The 22,865-nt window shown below is 45.8% G+C and carries 24 protein-coding genes; 17 read left to right on the forward strand and 7 right to left on the reverse strand.

Annotated elements, in window-relative coordinates; translation table 11 throughout:
• The first annotated feature begins 12 nt into the window (after positions 1-12).
• Positions 13-1,047, forward strand: a complete 1,035-nt coding sequence (locus M3629_RS25625; protein ID WP_251511354.1) for a hypothetical protein — start codon at positions 13-15, stop codon at positions 1,045-1,047.
• 249 nt (positions 1,048-1,296) lie between these two features.
• A complete protein-coding gene (locus M3629_RS25630; RefSeq protein WP_123065934.1) occupies positions 1,297-1,485 on the forward strand; it encodes an aspartyl-phosphate phosphatase Spo0E family protein in 189 nt (62 codons plus the stop codon).
• On the opposite strand, the gene M3629_RS25635 is transcribed toward M3629_RS25630, so the two are convergent.
• Positions 1,457-1,735 carry a hypothetical protein gene (locus M3629_RS25635; protein ID WP_251511357.1) on the reverse strand — a complete coding sequence of 93 codons (279 nt, stop codon included), beginning with the start codon at positions 1,733-1,735 and terminating at the stop codon, positions 1,457-1,459. The two genes, M3629_RS25630 and M3629_RS25635, sit on opposite strands and share 29 nt — an antisense overlap.
• 482 nt (positions 1,736-2,217) lie before the next feature.
• Here M3629_RS25635 and M3629_RS25640 point away from each other — a divergent pair, with 482 nt between their 5' ends.
• The gene (locus M3629_RS25640) at positions 2,218-3,951 is read left to right on the forward strand and encodes a DUF6138 family protein (RefSeq protein WP_145334713.1); all 1,734 of its coding nucleotides are present in this window, start codon (positions 2,218-2,220) and stop codon (positions 3,949-3,951) included.
• Between the two features lie 100 nt (positions 3,952-4,051).
• Positions 4,052-5,164: a formylglycine-generating enzyme family protein gene (locus tag M3629_RS25645; protein WP_251511359.1), complete on the forward strand. Its 1,113-nt coding sequence runs from the start codon at positions 4,052-4,054 to the stop codon at positions 5,162-5,164.
• A gap of 176 nt (positions 5,165-5,340) precedes the next feature.
• Here M3629_RS25645 and M3629_RS25650 read toward each other — a convergent pair whose 3' ends face one another.
• Positions 5,341-6,444, reverse strand: a complete 1,104-nt coding sequence (locus M3629_RS25650; protein ID WP_251511361.1) for a stalk domain-containing protein — start codon at positions 6,442-6,444, stop codon at positions 5,341-5,343.
• Between the two features lie 268 nt (positions 6,445-6,712).
• Between M3629_RS25650 and M3629_RS25655 the strand changes: the two genes are divergently transcribed.
• Complete coding sequence (locus M3629_RS25655) at positions 6,713-6,862, forward strand: hypothetical protein (protein WP_251511364.1); 150 nt, start codon at positions 6,713-6,715, stop codon at positions 6,860-6,862.
• A 3-nt stretch (positions 6,863-6,865) separates the two neighbouring features.
• Here the strand turns inward: M3629_RS25655 and M3629_RS25660 are convergent, their stop codons facing one another.
• Entirely contained in the window at positions 6,866-7,072 is a 207-nt protein-coding gene (locus tag M3629_RS25660; protein WP_090924310.1) for a hypothetical protein, read from the reverse strand.
• A 406-nt stretch (positions 7,073-7,478) separates the two neighbouring features.
• Here M3629_RS25660 and M3629_RS25665 point away from each other — a divergent pair, with 406 nt between their 5' ends.
• From M3629_RS25665 to M3629_RS25720, 12 genes are all read left to right on the forward strand, one after another.
• Positions 7,479-9,119: a copper amine oxidase N-terminal domain-containing protein gene (locus M3629_RS25665; protein WP_154891820.1), complete on the forward strand. Its 1,641-nt coding sequence runs from the start codon at positions 7,479-7,481 to the stop codon at positions 9,117-9,119.
• A gap of 238 nt (positions 9,120-9,357) precedes the next feature.
• Positions 9,358-9,807, forward strand: coding sequence for a disulfide oxidoreductase (locus M3629_RS25670; RefSeq protein ID WP_251511369.1), 450 nt, complete (start codon positions 9,358-9,360; stop codon positions 9,805-9,807).
• A gap of 5 nt (positions 9,808-9,812) precedes the next feature.
• Positions 9,813-10,256 (forward strand): FixH family protein, encoded by a 444-nt coding sequence (locus M3629_RS25675; RefSeq protein ID WP_251511372.1) that lies wholly within the window; start codon positions 9,813-9,815, stop codon positions 10,254-10,256.
• 91 nt (positions 10,257-10,347) lie between these two features.
• On the forward strand, positions 10,348-11,328 hold the full coding sequence (locus M3629_RS25680; RefSeq protein ID WP_251511374.1) for a LacI family DNA-binding transcriptional regulator: 981 nt from the start codon (positions 10,348-10,350) through the stop codon (positions 11,326-11,328).
• Between the two features lie 136 nt (positions 11,329-11,464).
• Entirely contained in the window at positions 11,465-12,796 is a 1,332-nt protein-coding gene (locus M3629_RS25685) for an ABC transporter substrate-binding protein (protein WP_251511377.1), read from the forward strand.
• A gap of 168 nt (positions 12,797-12,964) precedes the next feature.
• On the forward strand, positions 12,965-13,849 hold the full coding sequence (locus M3629_RS25690; protein ID WP_251511380.1) for a carbohydrate ABC transporter permease: 885 nt from the start codon (positions 12,965-12,967) through the stop codon (positions 13,847-13,849).
• Complete coding sequence (locus M3629_RS25695; protein ID WP_435368275.1) at positions 13,846-14,676, forward strand: carbohydrate ABC transporter permease; 831 nt, start codon at positions 13,846-13,848, stop codon at positions 14,674-14,676. Before M3629_RS25690 ends, M3629_RS25695 begins: the two co-directional genes overlap by 4 nt.
• A 45-nt stretch (positions 14,677-14,721) precedes the next feature.
• On the forward strand, positions 14,722-16,209 hold the full coding sequence (locus M3629_RS25700; protein WP_251511382.1) for a glycoside hydrolase family 32 protein: 1,488 nt from the start codon (positions 14,722-14,724) through the stop codon (positions 16,207-16,209).
• 84 nt (positions 16,210-16,293) lie between these two features.
• Positions 16,294-17,790 carry an alpha/beta hydrolase family protein gene (locus M3629_RS25705; RefSeq protein WP_251511384.1) on the forward strand — a complete coding sequence of 499 codons (1,497 nt, stop codon included), beginning with the start codon at positions 16,294-16,296 and terminating at the stop codon, positions 17,788-17,790.
• Positions 17,791-17,823: 33 nt separating this feature from the next.
• Entirely contained in the window at positions 17,824-18,216 is a 393-nt protein-coding gene (locus M3629_RS25710; RefSeq protein WP_285889025.1) for a MerR family transcriptional regulator, read from the forward strand.
• A gap of 230 nt (positions 18,217-18,446) precedes the next feature.
• The gene (locus M3629_RS25715; RefSeq protein WP_251511388.1) at positions 18,447-18,776 is read left to right on the forward strand and encodes a hypothetical protein; all 330 of its coding nucleotides are present in this window, start codon (positions 18,447-18,449) and stop codon (positions 18,774-18,776) included.
• A 63-nt stretch (positions 18,777-18,839) separates the two neighbouring features.
• On the forward strand, positions 18,840-19,343 hold the full coding sequence (locus M3629_RS25720; protein ID WP_090924304.1) for an SMI1/KNR4 family protein: 504 nt from the start codon (positions 18,840-18,842) through the stop codon (positions 19,341-19,343).
• Between the two features lie 127 nt (positions 19,344-19,470).
• On the opposite strand, the gene M3629_RS25725 is transcribed toward M3629_RS25720, so the two are convergent.
• From M3629_RS25725 to M3629_RS25740, 4 genes are all read right to left on the reverse strand, one after another.
• Positions 19,471-20,148: a succinylglutamate desuccinylase/aspartoacylase domain-containing protein gene (locus M3629_RS25725; protein ID WP_251511390.1), complete on the reverse strand. Its 678-nt coding sequence runs from the start codon at positions 20,146-20,148 to the stop codon at positions 19,471-19,473.
• Positions 20,149-20,255: 107 nt separating this feature from the next.
• Positions 20,256-21,224, reverse strand: coding sequence for an ABC transporter ATP-binding protein (locus tag M3629_RS25730; protein WP_154960701.1), 969 nt, complete (start codon positions 21,222-21,224; stop codon positions 20,256-20,258).
• A 62-nt stretch (positions 21,225-21,286) separates the two neighbouring features.
• Entirely contained in the window at positions 21,287-22,087 is an 801-nt protein-coding gene (locus M3629_RS25735; protein ID WP_251511392.1) for an ABC transporter permease, read from the reverse strand.
• Positions 22,084-22,860 carry an ABC transporter permease gene (locus M3629_RS25740; RefSeq protein WP_251511394.1) on the reverse strand — a complete coding sequence of 259 codons (777 nt, stop codon included), beginning with the start codon at positions 22,858-22,860 and terminating at the stop codon, positions 22,084-22,086. Before M3629_RS25740 ends, M3629_RS25735 begins: the two co-directional genes overlap by 4 nt.
• Positions 22,861-22,865: the final 5 nt, after the last annotated feature.

A 22,865-nucleotide genomic window follows, 5' to 3' on the forward strand; every position in this document is an offset into this window, starting at 1 on the left:
GAGGCTCAACGAATGAAAAAAATGAGGTTATTGACTGATTTAGCTGATTTAATTCAACGCCCCCCTCAGGCTAGTTCGGGTACCACGAACACGGATACACGGCGATACGGGGCAGGAGCCTATGCAGATGCGTTATATCCTATTTTGTTACACAAAAAGTGGACACATCTTCCGCGATATATGATTGCGGGCATGACGGCAACTCTATTTCGCTTCGTAGTCGATCGTCGTCTGACGAAAGAATCCATCTCGGCATATAACTGGATGGCAGAAAACTTTGTTGCTGCCGATTTCATCGGAGTGACAGCGAGTCAAGCTGCCGGGTTTTCCTTTGAACCGACGTTTCCACTCTATCAGAAGCATGCATTACTGAATATCAAAAGTTCGATCGACCGGGGAACTGGGGCGGTGTTATGGCATGATCAATTTGTTGTTGTTGTTGGATACGATGATGACGAGGAAGTCCTATTTTTTTGCACAGGAGATGAGCCTGACGTGCTTCGTTTACCCTATTCCTTAGTCGGCCAGAATAACTCACCCTATTGGTATTATCAAGTGTTGGAAGCTCAACAGTCCATCGATATGTGGGAAGTGTGCAAGGAGTCGTTAATCCAGGCTGTATACAAATGGGAAACGCACGACTATATGCTGCCAGCGCAAGATTACGCTTGCGGTTCTGCCGCATACACCGCGGTTGCGGATGTGCTGCAGTCCGGAAACTATGAGAGCAATCAGGCGGCAGCGGTGCTTCGCTATTATGCTTATACAAGAGGGGACATCGCCTCATATGTCAGAGCGCTTGAACATTTATCGCCGCATATGGATCAAGTCATTGTAAAATATACACAGCTCGCTGATCTCTATGCATCTATTGTTGAAGTACTGGATGATTCCGCGGCATGGGATGCAAGGGAACCGGAAAGTGTGCAGCAAGTTATTGAACTGATTCGAAACGCAGGGGGTACGGAACAGGCTGCCATTGATGCAATTAAACATGCTTTTCCTGAAACGATCAACAATCGCTTCTCGGATATTGGGCTCAGATAACAATACGACACTTTAACATTGAATAAGCTGTACATCTAGACATGTTAGACACCAGAAAGGCGATAAGCCAATCTGGTGTCTTTTTTGCATATCATTCGAGTTTCGAACTCAATAAGGATAAAAGCTGCTTTTAGAAAAATAATATATAAAATTTGAAATAAAGGTAATCTGAATCCCACTTCATTCCGAATATTATAATATATGGTCTTATTTGGATGATGAATTCAAGGAATGAATGGGGGCAGAACGATGGTACGGAACCCGGAAACCCTTCAGGAATGTATCGAAAACGCAAGGTTGAGACTTTACCAGATGGCAAACCAATATACGAGTCTGCAACATCCGGAAGTCATTCGTCAGTCGATGGTGCTGGATGAATTAATTAACGAATATAACGATGCCAAACGCTTTATTTCACAAAGGAACCATCATAGCTAGGGTCAAGTGTACGAACAGCAGACTGAACCTCCGAAACAAGTCGTCCGCGTTCTTCGTAGAGCGGCATCTCTTCTTTAAACTGAAAGTGAATCGTTCGGACATCGCCTTCAGACAGTGTTATTTTTTGAGACTCTAATTCAATGAAAAATGAGTCATCAAACCTAAATCCGTCTCGATCCCGGTAGCAGTACATATAGTCAATATCCTTTTCTTCAACCACTAACACACCTTGTTCTGTCAACTTCATCATTGGATCCTCCTTCATAAGTCTGGTATGCAATATCTATTTATATTATATAGCGTTTGTTAAAATTTGGGGATATCTATATCATACATAACCTGAATATTTTATAACCTAAATGATTTCTGTTTGCTTAGTTGTAGGAGTTTAGTCTTCAAGTAATCGTACGAAAGTCCGACAAGGATATAGGCAATTTCATAAATACACTGAAACGACGTTGTTAACATCTCATTTCGGTGTATTTTTTGTGCTTCCTCCGAAGTTTCACGCCAGAGAAGGAACTCTTGATCAGAAGCAAGTAGGGGACAACCGTGCGTAAGACTTATTGTTGCGAGTATGACCGAGCGTGTAAAATATAGTTTGAATGCGAACGTTAATGCGCATTTTTATCATTCAATGTACAGACTGCTCAGGCAGTTTGAGATAGAAGCCGTCGTGGTGTTGGAGCAAGAGTACATACAACATGTTTTACGAGAAAGGCAGGAGATAGAATGACAGCAGCATTGGAACAAGCTCTGGAAGAGATGATTCAGGCCATTCATGAATGGTTTGATGAGCAAACGGCACGTAAGGATTTAGAGCAGACGATCCAACGAACGAAACTGCAGATGGGCATATTCGATGATATCTTTGTTTTGTACAAGCCGGGAAGAACGATCGTGGATAGCCTGGATATGGGATGGGATGAAGGCTCATTATCGACGCAGGCGATCCGGTTTACAGAAGAAATGGTACGCGCCGAAATCCAGCCAAGGCTGGTTGAAGTGGTTCAGGAAAAATTGGCTGAATGGGCAGATACACCGCTGATTGATTACCGGTTTACGTTTAGAGGGAAGTTTCCTACAAGCAACGGGATGCTGAAACTGACGTTGCTGGAATACATCAACGAAGAGAAAAGACAGCAGCTGCTGGAACGAATTCGTACGTATACAGAGCATAAACTGGAGAATGGTGTGTACCCGACCAAGCCGCTTGAAACGACTTTTTTGGCAAAACATCTGCTTGATCCCGTGTTGTTTCCATCCATGGATGCTGCATGGGTCATTAAACAATATGAACAGATTCAAACGTTGAATAAGGAACGGAAAGAGGCTCTCGCCGAGCACCGTCATACGATCATTTATGCGCTCACGCTATGGGCGGAGAAGCAGTTTTTGCCACAGTATTTCGACGTGAAGATATCAGAATATTGTGAAAATGAATACACGTTGAAGCCGGATCAGAAGCTGGGCGGACTTGTTAAATATATAAATATAAGTAAGGATAAGGAAATGGATCAGGATTTCGATCTGGCTCAGGCTCAGGATGAGGGTTCACACCCCATCGATCTGCTCCTCTATGCAGCGGTGATGATTTTGCGTTTCGAACCTAGCTACAGCAAGCCAAGGGGGCTTAAATTTCTGGAACTCGCGAAGCAGCTCGGTAGTGAGCAGGCAGATCGGATGTTAACTGAGGGCAGTGGTGCATATAAGCCGGAAGATACCTATGTTAAAACGGAGCAGGTGGAGTGCCAGGCCAATGATGTTTTTGCGAGGATAACGATTCAGATACATCAGAAAGGACCAGGAGCATATCAACAGGCGATAGCCTTTATTATTCGTTTGCTGGAGCAGGGTTTCCCCAAGAGTTATCACATCAAACTGAAATCAAAAGTAAAACAGTATCTTCCAATCAAGGGACTTGCCAAATCAGATACACACCGATTCTTTGCAAATGCTCTGGAATATCCGGAGCTGTATTCACTTCTGGAACAATACGCACGAGTAGCCATCCAGGAATTTGAGTTTTATGCTGATACAGAGGGGGAGAAGAGTGGAATGCCTGGAAGCTATGCAGCTTTTGGGCTTGGACTTACGAGCGAGCAGTATTTTCCTCTGATTCACGATTATATGGGGCAGGTCGATGATGAGCATCAGATGATTCAGGACAAATTTATTGCTGCCTTTGCCGATAAATATGGGGTGACAGCAGACTCAGTGCCGGTTCTCGTTCAGAGTTTGCGGCGTTCAACGGACGGACTGAAGCTCAAATTGCTGCCGGAGTTCGAGCAGGAAGAGAAGCTTGAATGGCTACTGGAACAGGTTCAAGAGTTGGAATCCTATGAAGTTCAGCGTGTGCTCTATCCGATTTTTGGCAAGGTGGAGAAACTGGTCGCACTGGCTCGCAAGGCGGAGGGGAAACGAAAAGAATTATTACTGAGGCTGTCGAAGGCCGCAGGCCAATAAACGATTCTTTTACCAATTAAACCAATTCATATAAATGACCTTGGCGATCCATTGAATAGTACAGTAGACACCATGAGATGTGATGAAAGGTGGAGTTAGGATGGAAGCTTTAACAAGAAGCGTCTGGCAGGGGCTGTCCGAGCAGGACAAGCAAGAGTGGATGCAACGTATTGTGCTCCAGTTGCCTGAAGGGATGCAGTATGAGGGATTGCAGACGTTCGAACGCTATGGGCAGCGGACTCAGACCGGAGTGTTTACACACGATGAGCAGCGATTCGTATTTGTTCCAGGTGATCAGGTAACATTAGGCTGGGAAAAGTGGCATCACGGAATGGATGAGCAAACGACTGCTGATCTGCACGAAACTGCAAGCAGTTACGGGATTGAGGACGTACAATCGTTTCTGGCAGGCCAGATGTCACCTGTGAGAGCGGTCAATATTGGCCCGATGCTTGTGGAGTGTGAGACCACCTCCCTGGGGTGGATTGAGGTAACCGAGGAAGAAGCATTTGCTCAGGAGCATGATGACTTTCCTAAAGCCTTAGCCGAATTCAAGGAATCAGGGCTGAATGAATATGAACTTCATCTGGAATTCAAACTGATTCAAGACCAAGGAGAGGTTCGCATTCTCTGGTTTAATGAAGGGATCGAACTGGAGGACATTGTAAAGGAAGAAACAGCGGCTGGATTCAGTTTGTTGACGGAAGACGAGTGGGAGTATATCTATGGTGGAGGTTGCCGCACGTTATTCCCTTGGGGAGACAGCTTTGACTATACGATGAGATTAAGACATTTGGGAATACCTCAAAATCAAGATCAGCTAGATCAATCGTTTGTTCATTCAGAAAAAGATATAGATAAAGCTGTGGATACTGGGACAGATGCACTTACGGAGCCGACTGAATCCTCGCGAGATGGAACAAATCATCACCAGTATGATTTGGAGTTGCCGAATTTCTTCGGTATACAGTTTACCGGAGATCCATATAAATACGAGCTTACGCTGGGTGCAGATGATGAAGTGATGCCAAAAGGCGGAGATGGCGGGGCTCTGATCTGTGGAGGAACAGGGCCATTACTCAGCTTCCTGCCTGCTGCTTCGGTATTTTTCCGGGACATGAATGTGAATGAACTGGACTGGGAGGAATTGATGGACGCGTTGTATTATCGCCGAGTAGTCCGTCTGACGGAAGTAAAGATGGATGGGAAGTAGTTTAACTATGTATTTTGAATAGGCATAATCACAGGTACAGCTTTCGGGCTGTACCTTTTTTCATAAACAAAACACACATATACCAGATCGGTTCCGAAGTCTGGAGAACCGAAGAGCCGACCTTGTATATGTGTTATTTCATGCTTATTGTATGTGTTACATCAAATAAGGAACGTTTAGTTTACTTTTTGCACAGCTACGGCCATTTGTTCCAGTTGGGTATGCGTCAATTGGTTATTTGGCGAGCTGAGTGTGACATATCGATCATCCAGCTTGAATGTAAGCATGTCAGTTTTATCCGGTGTGTACCATTTGGCAGATACGCCGTTAGGCAATTTTACTGTTTGGCCATCATAGCTGAACGAGTAGTCTCTAGGAGACACCGTTACATTCATGCGGTTAAAGACAAAGTTCACACCATCTCCGCCTGCACCCACACTTTTGAAGGCATCTCCCGCAACCATATGTTGTGGTGCATAAGCGGTGGTGAAGCCATCAAATTGAGCAAATGATTTACGGATCTGTTCCATTTGCTGTTTGGAGTAACTTACATTTTCATAAGCCGTAATACCTTGATCATTACCGCCTTTTACTTTTTGTACAGAGACAGCGACTTGTTGCAACTGTGCTTGCGACAGTTTATGATCTGGCGAGCTAAGGGTAACATACCGATCATCCAACTCGAATGTCAGCATGCCGATATCGCTTGGTGTGTACCATTTTGCATGAACACCGTTGGACAGTTTAACCTCTTTGCTCGTGTAGCCATCTGAATAATCTCTTGGAGAAACATCCACTTTCATATGATTGAAAATGAAGCTTACACCGTCGCCAACGGCAACGCTCTTGAACATATCACCCGCAGTCATCTGCTGCGGAGCATACGCTGTCTCAAAGCCTTCGAATTGAGCAAATGCTTTTTGAATCGCTTCTTTTTGTGCCGCAGTATAGGTTACATTGGTAAGCGCAGTTGGATTGCTGTTCGTTTCACCAATAATGACTTGTTTGTTTGCTCCATCGTAGGTTACAGGCACATGCAGTGCATCAGCGAGTGCGCGAACCGGCAGGTACGTAGAGTTGTTATACGTGATGGGTGCAAGTTTTTTACCATTGCCGTCCGTTGGTGAGTATGCCGCACCGTCTACATTAAAGCTGATACCATGATTGAGATAAGCCGAGATTTTTTCCAGTTGTGTACCAGCAAATACACCAGCTGCCCCGGTTAATGTCATACCTAGCACCATCATTGTAGCTACAGATTTCTTCATGTTCTTTTTCATCCTATATCTCTCCTTTAAGTTGGGGTTATTTGTTGTCTTGCTGTTCCTTATGGCTTTATATTACCCCCCGAACTTATCCAGAATAATTCTGAATTATCTCCAACTTGTAAACATGTGTAACGATCTTTGCATCATGATGGGTAGTGGCTATGTAAAGGTTGTAGGAGAAGCGTTTGGTTTGAGTTTCATAATAAAAGGAGGGAATCAGAAGGATTATCTTATTTACGAAGCAAAAGACGTTTTGATCGATTTTGGAGAGTGAGAAGAGGTGATCCGGATTTTTGTTGTGGTTGCTGCGCGGCTGGCTGGCGTGGATCAGGGAGAGGGGAGTAACCTCCCCGATGGTGCAACACATGGAACGAGGCGTGCGGAGAGTTGCCGTATTCAAAGAGATGTTACTTTAGCATTCAGTGGATGACGATCAGTTGTATAAATACAGGACAAATCCACCTATGCCCAGTACGATGGCGCCGACGTATACATATGTAAGTTTACTCAGATTTTGCCGTGTACGGCGATCATACTCGGGGTTACTGATACGATTGGCTTTCGAATTCCCGATGATAAGTGTAGCAATCCCGCCAAATAAGGCAATACCGATAACCAATGCATAAGGTAGCCAAGTCATGAGTTGACCTCCTTTTCCATTCGATGGAGAGCGTTTGCCTCTATTGTATCTCAGGTTTACTCGCAATGTAAGCTATTATTGAGAAATATAGGAAATTTGCATGATATGAATTTGAAGGATGTACACGCACTTGTGGATCGACGAGTGAATTAAATCTATATGGTATATTACAGATGAGTTGTGCATTTTAGACTCAGATCAGACTCGGATCACTAGAATTTTAATTTTTTTTTAGATAAAAAAACACTGGTGTATCAAGCATTTGCGGCGTTCTTTACCGAAAGCTGTAATTTTTTTTGCCTGCGGAGTGATCCAGAATGGAGAACCGTGCGTTACACCCTATGAAGACAACGACAAAGAAACAAAGGAACCAAAAACATACTTAAGGAGTGACTCACCAATGAAGATGAAAATGAAAACATTTATTGCACCTGTACTTAGCTTGTCGCTGTTAATGCCGGGAATCGCGGGAGCTGCTGCTGCCCCCCAGACCTCCACTTCCATGACGATGATGAAAGCATCCGTGAACACCCCTGCGGCTGACCTGAGAGCGAATCTGGATCATCTGTTGTCTGAGCACTTTGCTCTGGCTGTAACAGCTATGGCGAAAGCTTATGATGGAGCCAAAGATGCAGATGCAGCCTACAAAGCACTCGACCAAAATGCACTGGATATGCAACCGGCGATTGCTTCTCTCTACGGTGAAGCGGGAGCCAAAGAATTCGAACGCATCTTCCGCGCACATAACAAATACACCGATGATCTGGTGAAAGCAACCAAGATGGGTAACCAAGCTGGTATCAAGCAAGCTCAGGATAACATCAACGGATTCGTAGATGAATTCTCCACATTCCTGAGCACAGCGACAGAAGGCAAACTGCCGAAAGACGCAGCTAAACAAGCATTGAAAGTGCATGAAGACCTCGTGCAAAAAGTATTCGACGAGTACGTAGCCGGAGATTACACCGATGCATACAAGGCATATCGCGAAGGCTTCAAGGAGATGTTTGACGTAAGTAAAGCACTTTCCACCGCGATTACAACACAGATGCCTGAGAAGTTTAACAACACCAAAGCGGATACCAAAGCAGCTGACCTGAGATCGGCACTTAACCACTTGGCTTCGGAGCACTTTGCGCTTTCCGCTCTGCAAATGCAAGAGCAATATGATGGACGCACAGCGGCATCGAATGCCCTCGTAACCGCAGAAGCTGGAAATACAGCGGACTTCAAAGCCGCGATTGCTTCTATTTACGGTAATGAAGGAGCGAATGCATTCGAAAAAATCTGGGTAACTAACCATGTTAACGCTCAGAGTGATTATGTTAAAGCTGTAAAAGATAATGATGCTACCGCACGTGCAGCTGTGCAAAAACGAATCGACGGCTTCACAACGGAGTTTGCTACATTCCTGGATTCCGCAACAGCAGGAAACCTGCCTAAATCTGCAGCACAACAAGCGCTGACAACACATGAAAACCAAGTGCAAAAAGTGCTGGATCAATATGCGGCAGGCAACTATGATGCTTCTTACACCACGAATCGCGAAGGCTTCAAAGTGATGTTCGGGGTAGGTCAAGCGCTGGGTAATGCCATTGTGACTCAGTTCAATGACAAGTTCCAAGAGGCAGCACCAACAACGCCTGCACCAACACCAGCGCCAGATATGACAACGGTTTGGATGAAGCTGAACAGCAAAATGCTGAAAATTAACGATAAAACAACGAACATGGACACCACACCTGTGCTTTGGAAAAATACAACATACATCCCACTGCGTTTCCTGAGTGAGGGAATCGGCGCAACGGTGAAATGGGACAAAAAAGCACAGCAAGTTACCGTTATGGCTGGTGATGATACACTCGTATTCTGGGTGAACAACACGGTCATGGAAGTCAACGGTATGAAGAAAAACGTAGGTTCTACCGTGTTTGTTAACAAAGACGGACGTACACAAGTACCGCTGCGTTTCATTGCTGAATTGTTACAATGGAATGTGAAATGGGCTCAGAAAGATGGTTCCATTACGCTGACTAAAGCAATGTAAGGCAAGTGTACTGCAAAAATCAATACTATGATTCGTTACACTCTATAAGTTGATATAATCAATCTCACATTCAAACCAAAAAAGCTGCCATGTGGCAGCTTTTTTGTATTCGCCTGTAAGAGCAAATATTTGGTATAATTAATCGCGTAATCAATTACATAAGCATTCAGTGAACTCAAGGAATACAAAGGAATGATAAAATCATTCAAAACGAACAATGGAAGAGGAGGACAGAGGTATGAGTGCAACAACCAATGAAGAAAAGCCCGCACGGAGTGTAGATACCCGATTGTTTATTGCCTGGGCTGTGTCTGTTATCGCAACCTTGGGAAGTCTTTATTTAAGTGAAATCAAGCAGTTTCTGCCATGTGATCTGTGCTGGTTCCAGCGCATCTTTATGTATCCGTTAACGATTCTGCTTGGAATCGCGTACTTCAAGGATGATGTGGGGATTGCCAAGTACGTGCTTCCGCTCAGCTTTATCGGGGGCGGCATTTCTTTGTATCACGTAACGATTCAGCGGATCTTCTCGGCTACCGGCAACGCTGTGGCGTGTGGTAAGGTTCCATGCTATACCGATTATTTGAACTGGTTTGGTTTTATCACGATCCCATTGCTGGCTCTGATCGCATTTATCATCATTATTGTGATGTTGTGGGGAATCGGTAAAACGCTCAGAAAGGACTAACGGTGATGAAGGGACAAGCTCGCTGGTTTACACCTCTGCTTATACTGGTGCTGATCATGTCCGGCTGCTCTTACACGGAGCAGTCGGTTTCTGGCGAGATGCCGGAGATGATTCGAGTGAAACTGATGATGCCAGATCAGGCGAAGGTGAACGAAGAAGTCGCTTTACAGATCAAACTAACCCAGGGAGAGAAGCCTGTGGATGATGCTGATCAGGTACAATTCCAAATCTGGGATGAACAGAACGAACCTGAGGCACCTTCCATTGAAGAAGGAATGATGAATGCCGATGAGCTTGAGGCACGTGGGGCAGTGAAGGCTAGTTCTGTAGGTGATGGCATATATGAAGTGAAGTATACATTTCAGGAGCCGGGGGTATATGTTGTCCAGGCACATGTAACCTCAGGTGCAATGCACACCATGCCGAGGGCCAAAGTTGTCGTGGAATGAAGCAGCCGTGAGAGCATCGGGATGGTTCAGGATGTGAAACAGGTATATAATGAGGATGGACAAAAGAATGTAGACAGGAAAAGAGGCTGTTATGGCAACTATTCATGATGTTGCACTCAAGGCTGGTGTTTCAGTAACTACCGTCTCGCGTGTATTGAACAACAGGGGTTACATCAGTCAGAAGACACGTGACAAAGTGTACCAAACGATGGACGAACTGAATTATAGACCCAATGAGATTGCCCGTTCCCTGCTACGCAAGCAGTCCAACCTTATCGGTTTGATCATTCCAGATGTATCACATCCGTTTTTCGGAGAATTGGCCAGTTATGTAGAGTATTATGCATACCAGAATGGTTTCAAAATTATGCTGTGCAACTCTCATATGGACCCTTCCAAAGAACGTGAATATGTAGAGATGCTCAAAGGAAATCGGGTTGATGGAATTATTATGGGGAGTCACACACTTGAAGTGGATGAATACGAAAATCTCCATTCCCCCATCGTAACTTTTGATCGACAGATTGGAGAGGACATTCCGTTTATATCCTCCGATAATTATCATGGCGGTGTCATGGCGGCGGAGTTACTGCTCTCCAAGGGGAGAAGGCATATAGCTCATATCTGTGGTAATTTGGGGTTAAGTATGCTTTCCAATCGTCGTACGATAGGCTTTCTGGATACGCTGGAGACAAATGGGGTCAAGCCAATCATGATTTATGAAACCGATCTCAATGTATTTAATCAGCATCAGTATACGGAATTGATGGATAAACTGCTCACAGAGCAGCCCCTGTTGGACGGATTATTTGTAACGAGTGATCTCATGGCTGTTCATGCACTTAAAAAAACGATTTCTAGCGGACGCAGGGTACCCGAAGATATTGCTATTATTGGATATGACGACAGCCGAGCAGCTTGCTATACTGTGCCCGGAATTACAACGATCAGACAGCCGATAGAGGATATGGCCGAGTTGGCCGTTGATCTGATTCGACGTCAGGTTGCAGAGGAACAGGTCAATATGGAGAATATTTTTCCTGTAACATTGGTGGAGAGGGAGACGACCTGAATCAGGTTGTCTCTTTTTTTGACGAGAATATTTTTTTTGATCGATATGTCAAACGATTGACATGTCAAACCTTTGACATTATAATCTGATTTGTAAGCGTTTCCTCTTTACACAAATGAATGGGGGCCATAACAAGATGAAAAAAGAACAACGGTGGACGGGATTTTGGGTATTGTCATTGATTATGATGTTGGTTCTGTCAGCCTGCGGAGGGAAAGCAGCCACGGATACGAATGCTTCCTCGGGGTCAACCGATGGTGGCAGCGAGAATGTCAAAATTACGATGCTTAACTCGAAATCAGAGATTAACGCTCAACTAGAGCAGGCTGCCAAAGATTTTCAAGCGGAAAATCCAAATATTACACTTGAGATCGTACCCGTAGGCAGTGGACAGTCTCCGTTCGAAAAGGCCTCTGCCCTCTATGCCTCAGGTAATCCGACAACGATGATGATGCTGGATACCGGGGATGTCGAGAAGTTCAAGGATCGTGTTCTTGATCTCACCTCGGAGCCTTGGATGAAAGACGCGGTAGAGAATAGTACGGCGGCTACAACATTTGATGGCAAAAATTACGCTTTCCCTTTCTCCATTGAAGGATATGGATTCATCTATAACCAGAAAGTTCTCGATCAAGCGGTAGGTGGAACATTTGATCCCAAATCGGTAGAGACAACAGCGCAACTGGAGGACTTGTTCAAAAAAATAGCAGCTGTTGGCAAAGCACCTTTGATTATTTCCCCAATGGATTGGTCACTTGGAGCGCATTACCTGCCGCTTGCTTATGGTGGACAATCCGCAGATCGTTCCCAAGTGGATCAATTCATGAACGATCTGAAAGCAGGTAAAGTAGATCTAGCGTCCAACGCTGTATTTAATGGTTTGATGGATACATTTGATGTGATGAAAACGTACAATATCGACAAGGCTTCACCACTCTCCGGTACGTATGAGCGTGGACCCGAAGTGCTTGGCAAAGGCGAAGTGGGAATCTGGTTCATGGGAAACTGGGCTTGGCCGCAAATTTCCGGATTTGATACGGCAGATGGGAAATACGGCTTCCTGCCGGTTCCTGTGAGCAATAACGCAGCTGACTTCGGCAATTCACAGATCTCTGCTGCGGTATCCAAACGTATTTTGCTGGACAAAGAAAAAAGCTCACCAGCACAACAAGAAGCTGCGAAGAAGTTTTTGGACTGGATCGTTTATAAAGAGAAAGGTCAGGATTTCCTGGTCAAACAAGCCAGCATCATTCCAGCATTCAGTAACATTGAGCTGGAGCCAGCTGACCCGCTTGGCAAATCCATTAGTGAATACATCAAGGCAGGCAAGATTGAAGAATCCATGAGCACACTGCCAGCCGATCACTGGTCCAAATTGGGAGCTTCCATGCAGAAATATTTGGCTAATGTTATTGATCGTGCCGGACTTGCCAGCGAGATTCAAGCTTATTGGACTAACGTAAAATAAATGGTTTCGTGTGGCCTTACACACCGCATCAAGGGAAGTTTTTCTCCATAGGAATAATGCCTGATGTGAGGGCCAGACAGAACATAACATAAGTGAATTCTGTCTGGCCTATCATACCGGCGAACCGTTAGGTTCATGACATGGAGAGAGATAGAGTGGAGGATGACAATGCTTACTGAAAAGGGATTATGGACACGTCTGCGCACTCGCCTGATATTTACTGGCCCTACTTTGTTTGCTTTTGCGACAGTAATGATTATTCCGTTTTTGTATGGTATCTATTTAACGTTCACGAACTGGGATGGCATCGCAGTAGATCAAAGTTTTGTCGGCTGGGATAACTATATCGGCGTGTTCAAAGACACCGTGTTCTGGAAGTCGTTTGGTATGACGCTGGAGTATGTATTTATTACGGTTGTGTTCACCAACGTTGTTGCCTTTTTGCTGGCCTATGCCGTAACCCGGGGAATCAAGGCGCAAGGTTGGTTTCGAGCCGGATTTTTCTTGCCCAATCTTGTAGGCGGTATTGTGCTTGGTTTCATCTGGCAGTTTATATTCAATCAGGTACTTGTATTTGCAGGCCAAAAACTGAACATACCGTTCTTCTCCGCCTCCTGGCTGGCTGATCCGGACAAAGCTTTCTGGGCACTCGTGATCGTAACCGTCTGGCAATATGCTGGTTATATGATGGTCATTTACATCGCGGGTTTGATGAACGTACCACGAGATGTGCTGGAAGCGGCAAGCATTGATGGAGCAAGCAATCGTAGAATGCTGATGCGCATTGTACTACCACTGATGGTTCCTTCCTTTATCGTATGTGTCTTCCTGTCACTGCAACGTGGATTTATGGTGTACGATCTAAACGTCTCCCTTACAAGCGGCGGACCTTTCAAAAGTACAGAGATGGTGTCTATGCATGTATATGAGCAGGCCTTCCTCGCGCGTGATTATGGGCTTGGTCAGGCTGAAGCCCTTGTTCTGTTTATCCTCGTGGCGACTATTACATTGCTTCAGGTGTATTTTAGCAAAAAGCTGGAGGTCGAGGCATGATGGCTGGACAATCACGTATGTTGAACGGACTGAAATTAGCAGCCTTAGTCCTTGGCATGATCCTATTCGTGTTTCCCTTTGTACTGCTGATCTTGAATTCATTTAAAGCCAATCAGGCCATTACTTCTGATCCGCTTGGCTTACCCCGTTCTTTTCAACTTGAAAATTACGCTAATGCGTTTGATAAAATGGGTTATTTATCGGCCTTCAGCAATACATTGCTGATTACCGTTGCCGGCGTACTGCTCATTGCTCTCTTCTCTGCGATGACTGCACATTATTTTGTTCGGCACCACAGCAAGCTGAATCAGTATCTTTTTTTCCTGATGGTAGCGGCGATGATTATTCCGTTTCAGGCGATTATGATTCCGCTTGTGAAAATTTACGGCTCACTCAGCTTACTGGATAACAAGTGGTCACTAATCTATATGTACATTGGCTTTGGTAGCCCGCTTGCCGTATTTATTTATCATGGCTTTGTCAAAAGCATTCCGCTGGAACTGGAAGAAGCGGCTCTAATGGACGGCTGTGGAAGAGTGCAGACCTTTTTCCGTATCGTGTTGCCGGTACTGCTGCCAACCACCGTTACAATCAGTGTGCTGAACGTTTTATGGATATGGAATGACTTTTTGCTTCCATCCCTCGTGCTTACGTCGTCTGAGCAACGGACGTTACCATTGTCGACCTTTTATTTTTACGGAACGTACACCGTCGATTACGGTCCGTTGATGGCTGGATTGGTATTGACACTGTTGCCTGTGTTGATCGTTTATCTGTTTGCACAAAAGTATATCATTCAGGGAGTTATGCAGGGCGCCATTAAATAAGTTGAACAAGGCGAGATAGAGATATAGAGACTGGAGTGAAGACATATGAAGCATGAAGCGCAGATCGAAAATCGTTATACCCTTGAAAGGGCAAAGGCGTATATAGAGGAACATCGTCACAACGTTAGTCCAGTCTATCGTCTAGGGTATCACCTGATGCCGGAAGTCGGCTGGATGAATGATCCCAATGGATTTATTTATTTTAATGGCATGTATCATATGTTCTATCAATATTATCCTTACGAACCGGTATGGGGACCGATGCATTGGGGCCACGCCGTAAGTCATGATTTGGTGACATGGTCGTATCTGCCTGTGGCATTAGCACCGGATCACCCGTATGATCGCGATGGTTGCTTCTCTGGTAGTGCTATTGTTCAGGATGGAAAACTCGTGCTTATGTATACGGGGCATGTAGTCACCGGGCCAAATAAAGATAAGGATTACCAGCAGACACAGAATATTGCTGTATCAGAGAATGGAATTGATTTTGTCAAAAGCGAGCTTAATCCGGTCATTGGATTACAACAGATTCCGGAACATGCAAGTTCTAAGGATTTTCGTGATCCAAAAGTGTTTGAACGTAACGGCATGTATTATTGTGTGCTTGGGTCCAATGATGATGCAGGAAACGGAAGTATTCTGCTCTATCGTTCAACAGACTTGGTGAACTGGATTTATGTTAACGTGCTGGCTCAGAGCGACGGAACACTCGGCGACAACTGGGAATGTCCGGATGTATTTTCGCTGGACGACCGGGATGTGCTGATCATGTCTCCGCAGCGTATGCCAGCTCAGGGTGATCATTATCGGAATCTACATTCCACCGTATACATGATGGGAACACTGGACACGGACAAGGGAGTTCTTCAATATGACGAGTACGTTCCGCTGGATTGCGGCTTCGATTTCTACGCACCCCAGACGATGGAGGATGCACAAGGACGAAGAATACTGATGGCCTGGATGGAGACTTGGGAGAGTGAGATACCCACACAAGCATCCCACGCCTGGGCAGGAGCTATGACGTTACCGCGCCAATTGATTCGTAAGGGAGAACGTTTGATATTCCAGCCGCTTCCAGAACTTTCGAAGTACAGACTTGCAGGTGTTGAACAGAAGGCTCGTCCGGTGGAAGATGGCACACATGATCTTGGTATCAGCGGCGATTGTTATGAATTACATGCTGTATTTGAAGCGGCGGAGGCTCAGCGTTTTGGGTTAAAACTGCGCACAAGTGAACACGAGGAAACCGTTATTACTTATGATGTGCAGGACCGTCGCTTAAGCATGAATCGCGATCGTGCCGGACAGGGACTTGGCGGAGAGCGTGCAACGACAGTAGAACTTGATGAAGGCAAACTGGAGCTTCGTATTTTTGTGGACATTAGTTCAATTGAGGTTTTTATTCAGCAAGGAGAGCAGGTCATGTCTGCACGAATATATCCGGATTCTAGCTCTAAAGGGATTGAAGTTTTTTCACAAGGAAGATGCACACTCACCGAGCTTCGCAAATGGGATCTGCAAGTATAAAACGTAATACAGCAATACTCCTTGACCTTGAAGTATACTTCAAGGTTTATTGTTGTTGTATCAACAACGTTTGGAGGAAAAATCATGAAGATATTCGAATGGATTTTCGTACTAATAACGATAGTGGGGGCGCTGGGTTTACCGTTCTATGCGAAAAGGCAGAAGCTTGCGATAGGCATGCTTAGTGCTTTGGTAATCGCATTTCTGCTACATGCTGTGATTGATTCAGTACGGGTGATGTTACTGCCGTCTTATATTGTCGCGCTCATACTCTTTATCATGTTAATGATTCAAGTAATTAAATGGACTCGCAGTGTTGGAAGTATGACACCGGAAATACGTAAGAAAAAGTCAAAAGGGCGTACCTGGCTTCGCGGCTTGTTGATCGTCATTCTTGCTGCATTCTCCGGTGTTGGGTCAGGAATGCTAACGAGGTATTTCCCGGCATTTACGATGCCTGAACCAACGGGACAATTCGCCATCGGTACATTTTCGCAGCGGATCGTAGATGAATCCCGTGAAGAGACACTTTCCCCTGAAGCTGGAGACAAGCGGGAACTGATGATTAATGTGTGGTATCCGGTCGATCCGCAGGCTACAAAAGGGATTAAACCGGAGTCGTACCCTGCCGAATTGGGGGAAGCAATCAGTCTGGTGTTTGGCATCCCGCCTCAAGTGTTCAGTTATCTCGATACGATACCTACACACGTGGTAAAAGGTGCGGCGATGTCTAATGCAAGCAGCTCTTACCCTGTTGTCCTGTTCTCTCCCGGTGTCCGTTCGGCTCGTTTTCAGAGTATGACTGCGGTGGAGGAGCTGGTCAGCCATGGCTATATCGTCGTAGGAATGGATCATCCGTATACGTCGGCTCGGGTAACTTTCCCGGATGGTCACAAGGTTTCTTATGATGCAGGGCCTGAATTTGCAACATCGGAAGAACTGTATCAATATAATGTACAGGGAGTGGGCATTCGCGCGGCGGATGCACGTTTTGTACTCGATACGCTTGAACAATGGAATGTGAGCGATCCGAATCAGGTGCTGGAGGGCAGACTTGACCTGAGCCACACGGGCATTATGGGACATTCCTATGGTGGGGCCACAACAGCTGAAGCACTCGCACAGGATGAACGTTTGCAAGCCGGACTCAGCCTGGAAGGTGGATTTTGGGGCAGTGTTTCCAAGTCGTCGCTGAAACAACCGTTTATGTACATCATGTCTGGCAAGACAGCTAAAAGTCTGGGACCCAATCCTACCGAGCATGAAAAATTATTCTATCCCGAATTCGAACCTGATCTGAAACATGTGATGAATAACAGTCTGAATGATACTTATTATCTGACGGTGGATGGATTTTTCCATCAGAGCTTCACGGATATTGCGTTAATCTCACCGCGTTTGTTTGCCAAGAATATGTCTGCGGAACATAATATCGATATTACGAGAAGTTATGCACTTGCCTTTTTTGACTGTTATCTAAAGGGGGAAGCACAACCTTTACTGCAAGGAGATTCAGCAAAATTTCCCGAAGCATCTTATGATCACGAATATACGAAGATCCGTAACAAACCAACGCAATGAGTCAGTTGGAAAGGGGAGAGCGTTGTGCAGACCATGACAAGAGGCCAATTGGCCAAAAAGACGGGCGTAAGTATGGCCACGCTTCGTTATTATGAGGATAGCGGCATATTGCCTGCTCCGCATCGATCCTCCAACGGATATCGCGTATATACCGAGGATTATCTGGTCAAAGTCAAGTTCATCAAGGATGCACAGACACTTGGTTATTCGCTGAAAGCCATACAGGAAACGCTGGAGCTTCTAAGCAATGAGGATATGGAAAAAGAGACTTTAAAAACACTTGTCCGCGAAAGGATCGCCGACATTCAACAGCACATCAATCATCTGGAACAGATGCAGAAAAATCTGGCCGGATTGTTGCTTACACCCGAGGACGACATCGATAGTTATATCCAATCCTTTAGAATAGAGAAGAGAGAGCCGTAATCACGGCTCTTTTTTCTATTTTAAGAGTAGACAAGTCGTATGTAACGAGCAGGAAATGTGGGGAAAGAAACGAATATAACGAATACAACGTTTGAATTCTCCATTCCAGGTTGGTTAGCGTCATGTACCTATTCGAATCGGAGAAACAGAGCTTTATTTCGGTTGGCAAGAGGATACGGCGTTGGATCAGAATATTTGCTTATTCCTATATATTAAAGGAGGTATTCAGGATGCTTGATGAGTTGGAAATAGCCATAAAAGAGAGGATACAAGAGAGGTACGATATTCTGGCAGAACTTTATTCCATATGGTTTTCAGCAAGTGAGTCTGCCGTTGTTCCTAAAAGCGCATTTTACCAAACAGAACACATCGAGAAACATAGGGCGATAACCTATTTATTAGATAGAAAATACATTGTAGCCGATTCGGTAGAAATTGATGTGGATATGGTGGCAATTACAATAACCCCCGATGGAATTGATTTTTATGAACAGGGGTACTTGAGCGGAAAAGCTAAAGGTTTTCAGGTTGTTTCTGATATAAAAAACATGGAGCAATAAATCATAGAATCACTGCTTCAAGATCGATTTCACAAGTCAGTTTACTGATAAGGAGCCGTAAGGATGGAGTTATTCAAAGCGTTTAAAGATTGGTCTGACCAAAATGATGGCCAGATTGAAATATTTACTTCTGCGGGGAAAATGACAGCTATAAACAGGTTGAAACCTGGAGCAACGCAGGAGAAGATTGAGGATATTTCGAATTTCTTTTCTGTCTCATTACCTCCTGACTACATAGGCTTTCTACAAATATGTAATGGGGCCTCATTGTTCGAGCATCCTGAATATGGTGGAGAGGTTTTGTTGTACTCAGCACAAGATGTCATGCATTATAACGAACCGACAGATCGTAAGATTGCCGTGGCAAACATTGTTGATGATCGAATCTTGATTGATCTGGATCGGTGGCACTCCGGCGAGGAAGAATACTTATTACTATGTGAAAGTATGAATCCCGTTGATTTTTCAGGTCACTTTAATACTAATTTCAAAACATGGCTGGAGCGATTTATTATCTCTCAGGGAGAAAAATTCTGGTATTGGAAAACAGATCGGTATATTTTCTAAAGAAGGTTCTCTAAACATACTGGAATTCGTGATGCTGCATGGATGATACAAAAATAATCACCCCCATTGCGCCCGTCGATGTCATTCATCGGCTTCCCTGCAATGGAGGTGGTTTTTGTTTTTTCGTTCAAGTCATACCTGCTTCTCGTAGAAAATGATGAACAATTTCCGTCTGGTACTTGATCCGTACAGTGCGTTTCAGGCTCCAGCACGTTTCCACGGTGACAGACTTCGCATGTAGCAACCTTGAAGCCGCTGTCCGAGCGGAGCCGGGCAACTCATGCCGCTTCAGATTAAAATGATGCTTGCCCACCGGTATAGAGCGGTTCATGCGCTCAATCACCCTGCGGCAGATCTGCACGCTGGAGCTACCGGGATTGGTGATCAGCGTTTGTCCAAGCACGCGTGGACTGAGTTGTGACAGACCATTTGCCTCATGCAGATCGAGCCACCAGTCAGGCTGATGCTCGCGTGCAAGCTTGAACACGGCGGCTGCCAGTGGATGCTTCGATTTTCCTGACTTGCGGCGAGGAAAGGTGCGGTTCAGGTCAGGTTTGCCTCTGATTTTTTTCGCATAAGCCTGCTGGTTGACTCTGGGCACAATAATCAAGGTTCCGCGATGGATCACACGCCGCCCTGAGGCACAATCATCGGCAAGCTTCTGTGCAGCAGCCATGCTCGCGGTTTCATTGCCATGAACTCCGGATGTAATCATCATGACGGGTCCGGGATTCGTTCCACGCACGATGTAATAAGGCGTAGCATAGGGACTGGGTGCAGCAAGAACATGTCTGGTCACAAGCATGACCCTCACCTCCGTTACTACAGTACGTCATGTCCCTCTCTCCTGTAACGGCGTTTGAACAGCCCTATAACCCGTTTCACTATAAGATAGGCCAACCCTTAGATTAATCAATAGACTTTGTGTATAACATCCTCGAAGTCGGGTTCCTTCATCTCAATATCATCGATCTCTCCCCACTGCTCCAGCTCTTTCAAAATGTCCATCGTACGCCATTCCTTCCGGTTCACCAGTGCCGTCAGCACCTGATTGTCCATACTTGTAACCTGAATGGCGGAAGGTAATGCATCTGGCAGTTGAACCCTTCCGCGGAAGGCGACACGGATCAATGTAGGCAAACCAATCGTATCTCGAAGGGAGGCGATGGTTCCGTCATAGGTCAGTTGTCCGTGGTTAATAACCATGACACGATTGCATAGCTGTTCGATATCATCCATGTCATGGGTAGTGAGCAGAATGGTTTTGCCAAACTCTTCATTTAATGTGCGCAAAAACTGGCGAATATTTCGCTTTGCATTCACGTCCAGTCCGATGGTGGGTTCATCGAGAAAGAGCAGCTCCGGATCATGCAGCATGGACGCTGCTAGATCTGCCCGCATGCGTTGCCCAAGGGAGAGCTTGCGAACCGGGGTGGCCCAGAAGGATTCGAGATCCAGCAGTTCAGCGAACTGGGACAACCGTTTCTTTTTGACATCTGAACTCACGCCGTACATCTCTGCCAAAATGTCATAGGAATCCTTCACGGGTAAGTCCCACCAGAGCTGACTTCGCTGTCCAAACACAACGCCGAGCTTGCGAACCGTTTTACGCCGTTCCTCATGTGGATTCATCCCGCCAAGCATCACCTCACCCGCAGTCGGGTGAAGAATGCCTGTCAGCATTTTGATCGTAGTGGATTTACCAGCCCCGTTGGGACCGATGTAGCCAACAAACTCTCCTTGCCTGACATCAAAACTGATATCGCGTACCGCTTCTTTGGTTACATACTGGCGTGAAAACAAGGTGCGTACCCCTGAGAAGCGCCCTTCCCGCACAACAGGGGTTTTGAATTGTTTTTGCAGGTTGCGTGCTGTAATCATATCCATGTGTATTTCGCCTCCTCCGTTATGTGTAAATATATCGTTCAATGTATATAACTTCTCTAACTGCCCGTACTTTGATATTTAGTCATGCCGAACGCCCAGAAACGTAAGCTGGCTACCAAACATATCACGGCTACCGCAGCAATGACGGCCAGTACCCAAGCGCCGCCTTCGCCGCGAAGCAAGTAGAGGGATGGGATGTAGTTTACAAATCCTACAGGAATGACGGTCAGCAGAAGACCGGACATCCATTTGGGATAGAGGGTGAGCGGATATTGAGCCGCGGTACGGGCCGCATCCTCTGTGATGACTTGTAACTCTTCAATACGTGTCGTCCAGAAACCAAGTGTGGCTGTAGCGAGTCCGATGGAAAAAAGAATGATAGCTCCAGTCACAATGACAAACAGGGAGAGCGGAACAACCGTCCAGCCGATCTGCCCGCTGTGCATCATGCCCGCTAGTGACCAGCATAGAATGAATCCACCTTGTAGTACTTCGCCGATCATGATGCGGAAGTTCTGCGGCATCAGCGCGAGCAGGACAGGCATCGGTCGTGTCAGCAGTTGATCCAGCTCACCGCCCACCAAATATTTTTCCAAATGATGCACTTCATTGCCGAATGTGCGATATAGCGTTTTGGATAATGTCATAATCGCAAAAAGATAACCGATCTCATGTAGCGACCAGCCCTTGATCGCACCGAATTTGTGCAGTACCAACGCGACCATCAGAAATTCGGAGATTTGAATAAGTGCGGCCAGGATTGCTCCCAGCACGAAGTTAAACTTGTACTGCATCCGGCTGCGGATGCTGGTTCGAATGAGTATTTTATATAAGTGGAACCAGGAAATAGGTTTCATCCCCCTTGCACCTCCACTTTACGACGTAACACTTTGGTGACGGCAAGGCAGAGCAGGGTCATGAAAACACACCAAAGCAAGGTTCCCCATAGGAAGGAGCCGTCTTCAAAACCAAGGTAAATTCGGGTGGGTACATAGAGTAAAAAGGGATAGGGCGACAGCCAGGCCAGTTGTTCCAGCCAGTTCGGCAACCATTCCAGCGGGATGAAGAAACCGGCCATCAGGTTCATCAAGGCATGATTGGCCCAGTGTAGCCAGGATGATTCCGTAGTCCACATGGATGTGGCACCGATAATATAGTTCATGCAGATGGACAAGTATGCTGCGCCAGCAAGTGCAAGTGCGGCATAGCCCAGAGTCCAGGCCTCTGAAGGCCATTTTAGGGAAAAAACGATGGAGTAGAGAAGGTAGATGGGAAGGCTTTTGTACACGAACTGGTAGGCGATCTGCCCCCATTCCCGTGCCATCAGGTGAGTAAACAGATGTACCGGACGCATGAGATCCAGTGCGATCTGCCCTGTCCTGACACTGAGCGGAATACCGAGTCCGTTCGTCAGGAAACCTGAAATCCAGAGTGATGATTGTGTGAATGCAATGTAACTGATCATCCCCTGCACCCCATATTCTCCGAGCTGGTGGTCGGCCCCGATGCCGATCCAGAGACAAGCATACATGTAACCAAACATGGCGCTTGCCAGGTTATGTACCATGTGTGCCCCGCGATATTGCAGGTTTCGGGCGTAGGCTTTGGAAGCCAACGTAAAATAAAGCATATGAC

Source organism: Paenibacillus polysaccharolyticus (assembly GCF_023714295.1).
Lineage (GTDB): Bacteria > Bacillota > Bacilli > Paenibacillales > Paenibacillaceae > Paenibacillus > Paenibacillus polysaccharolyticus_A.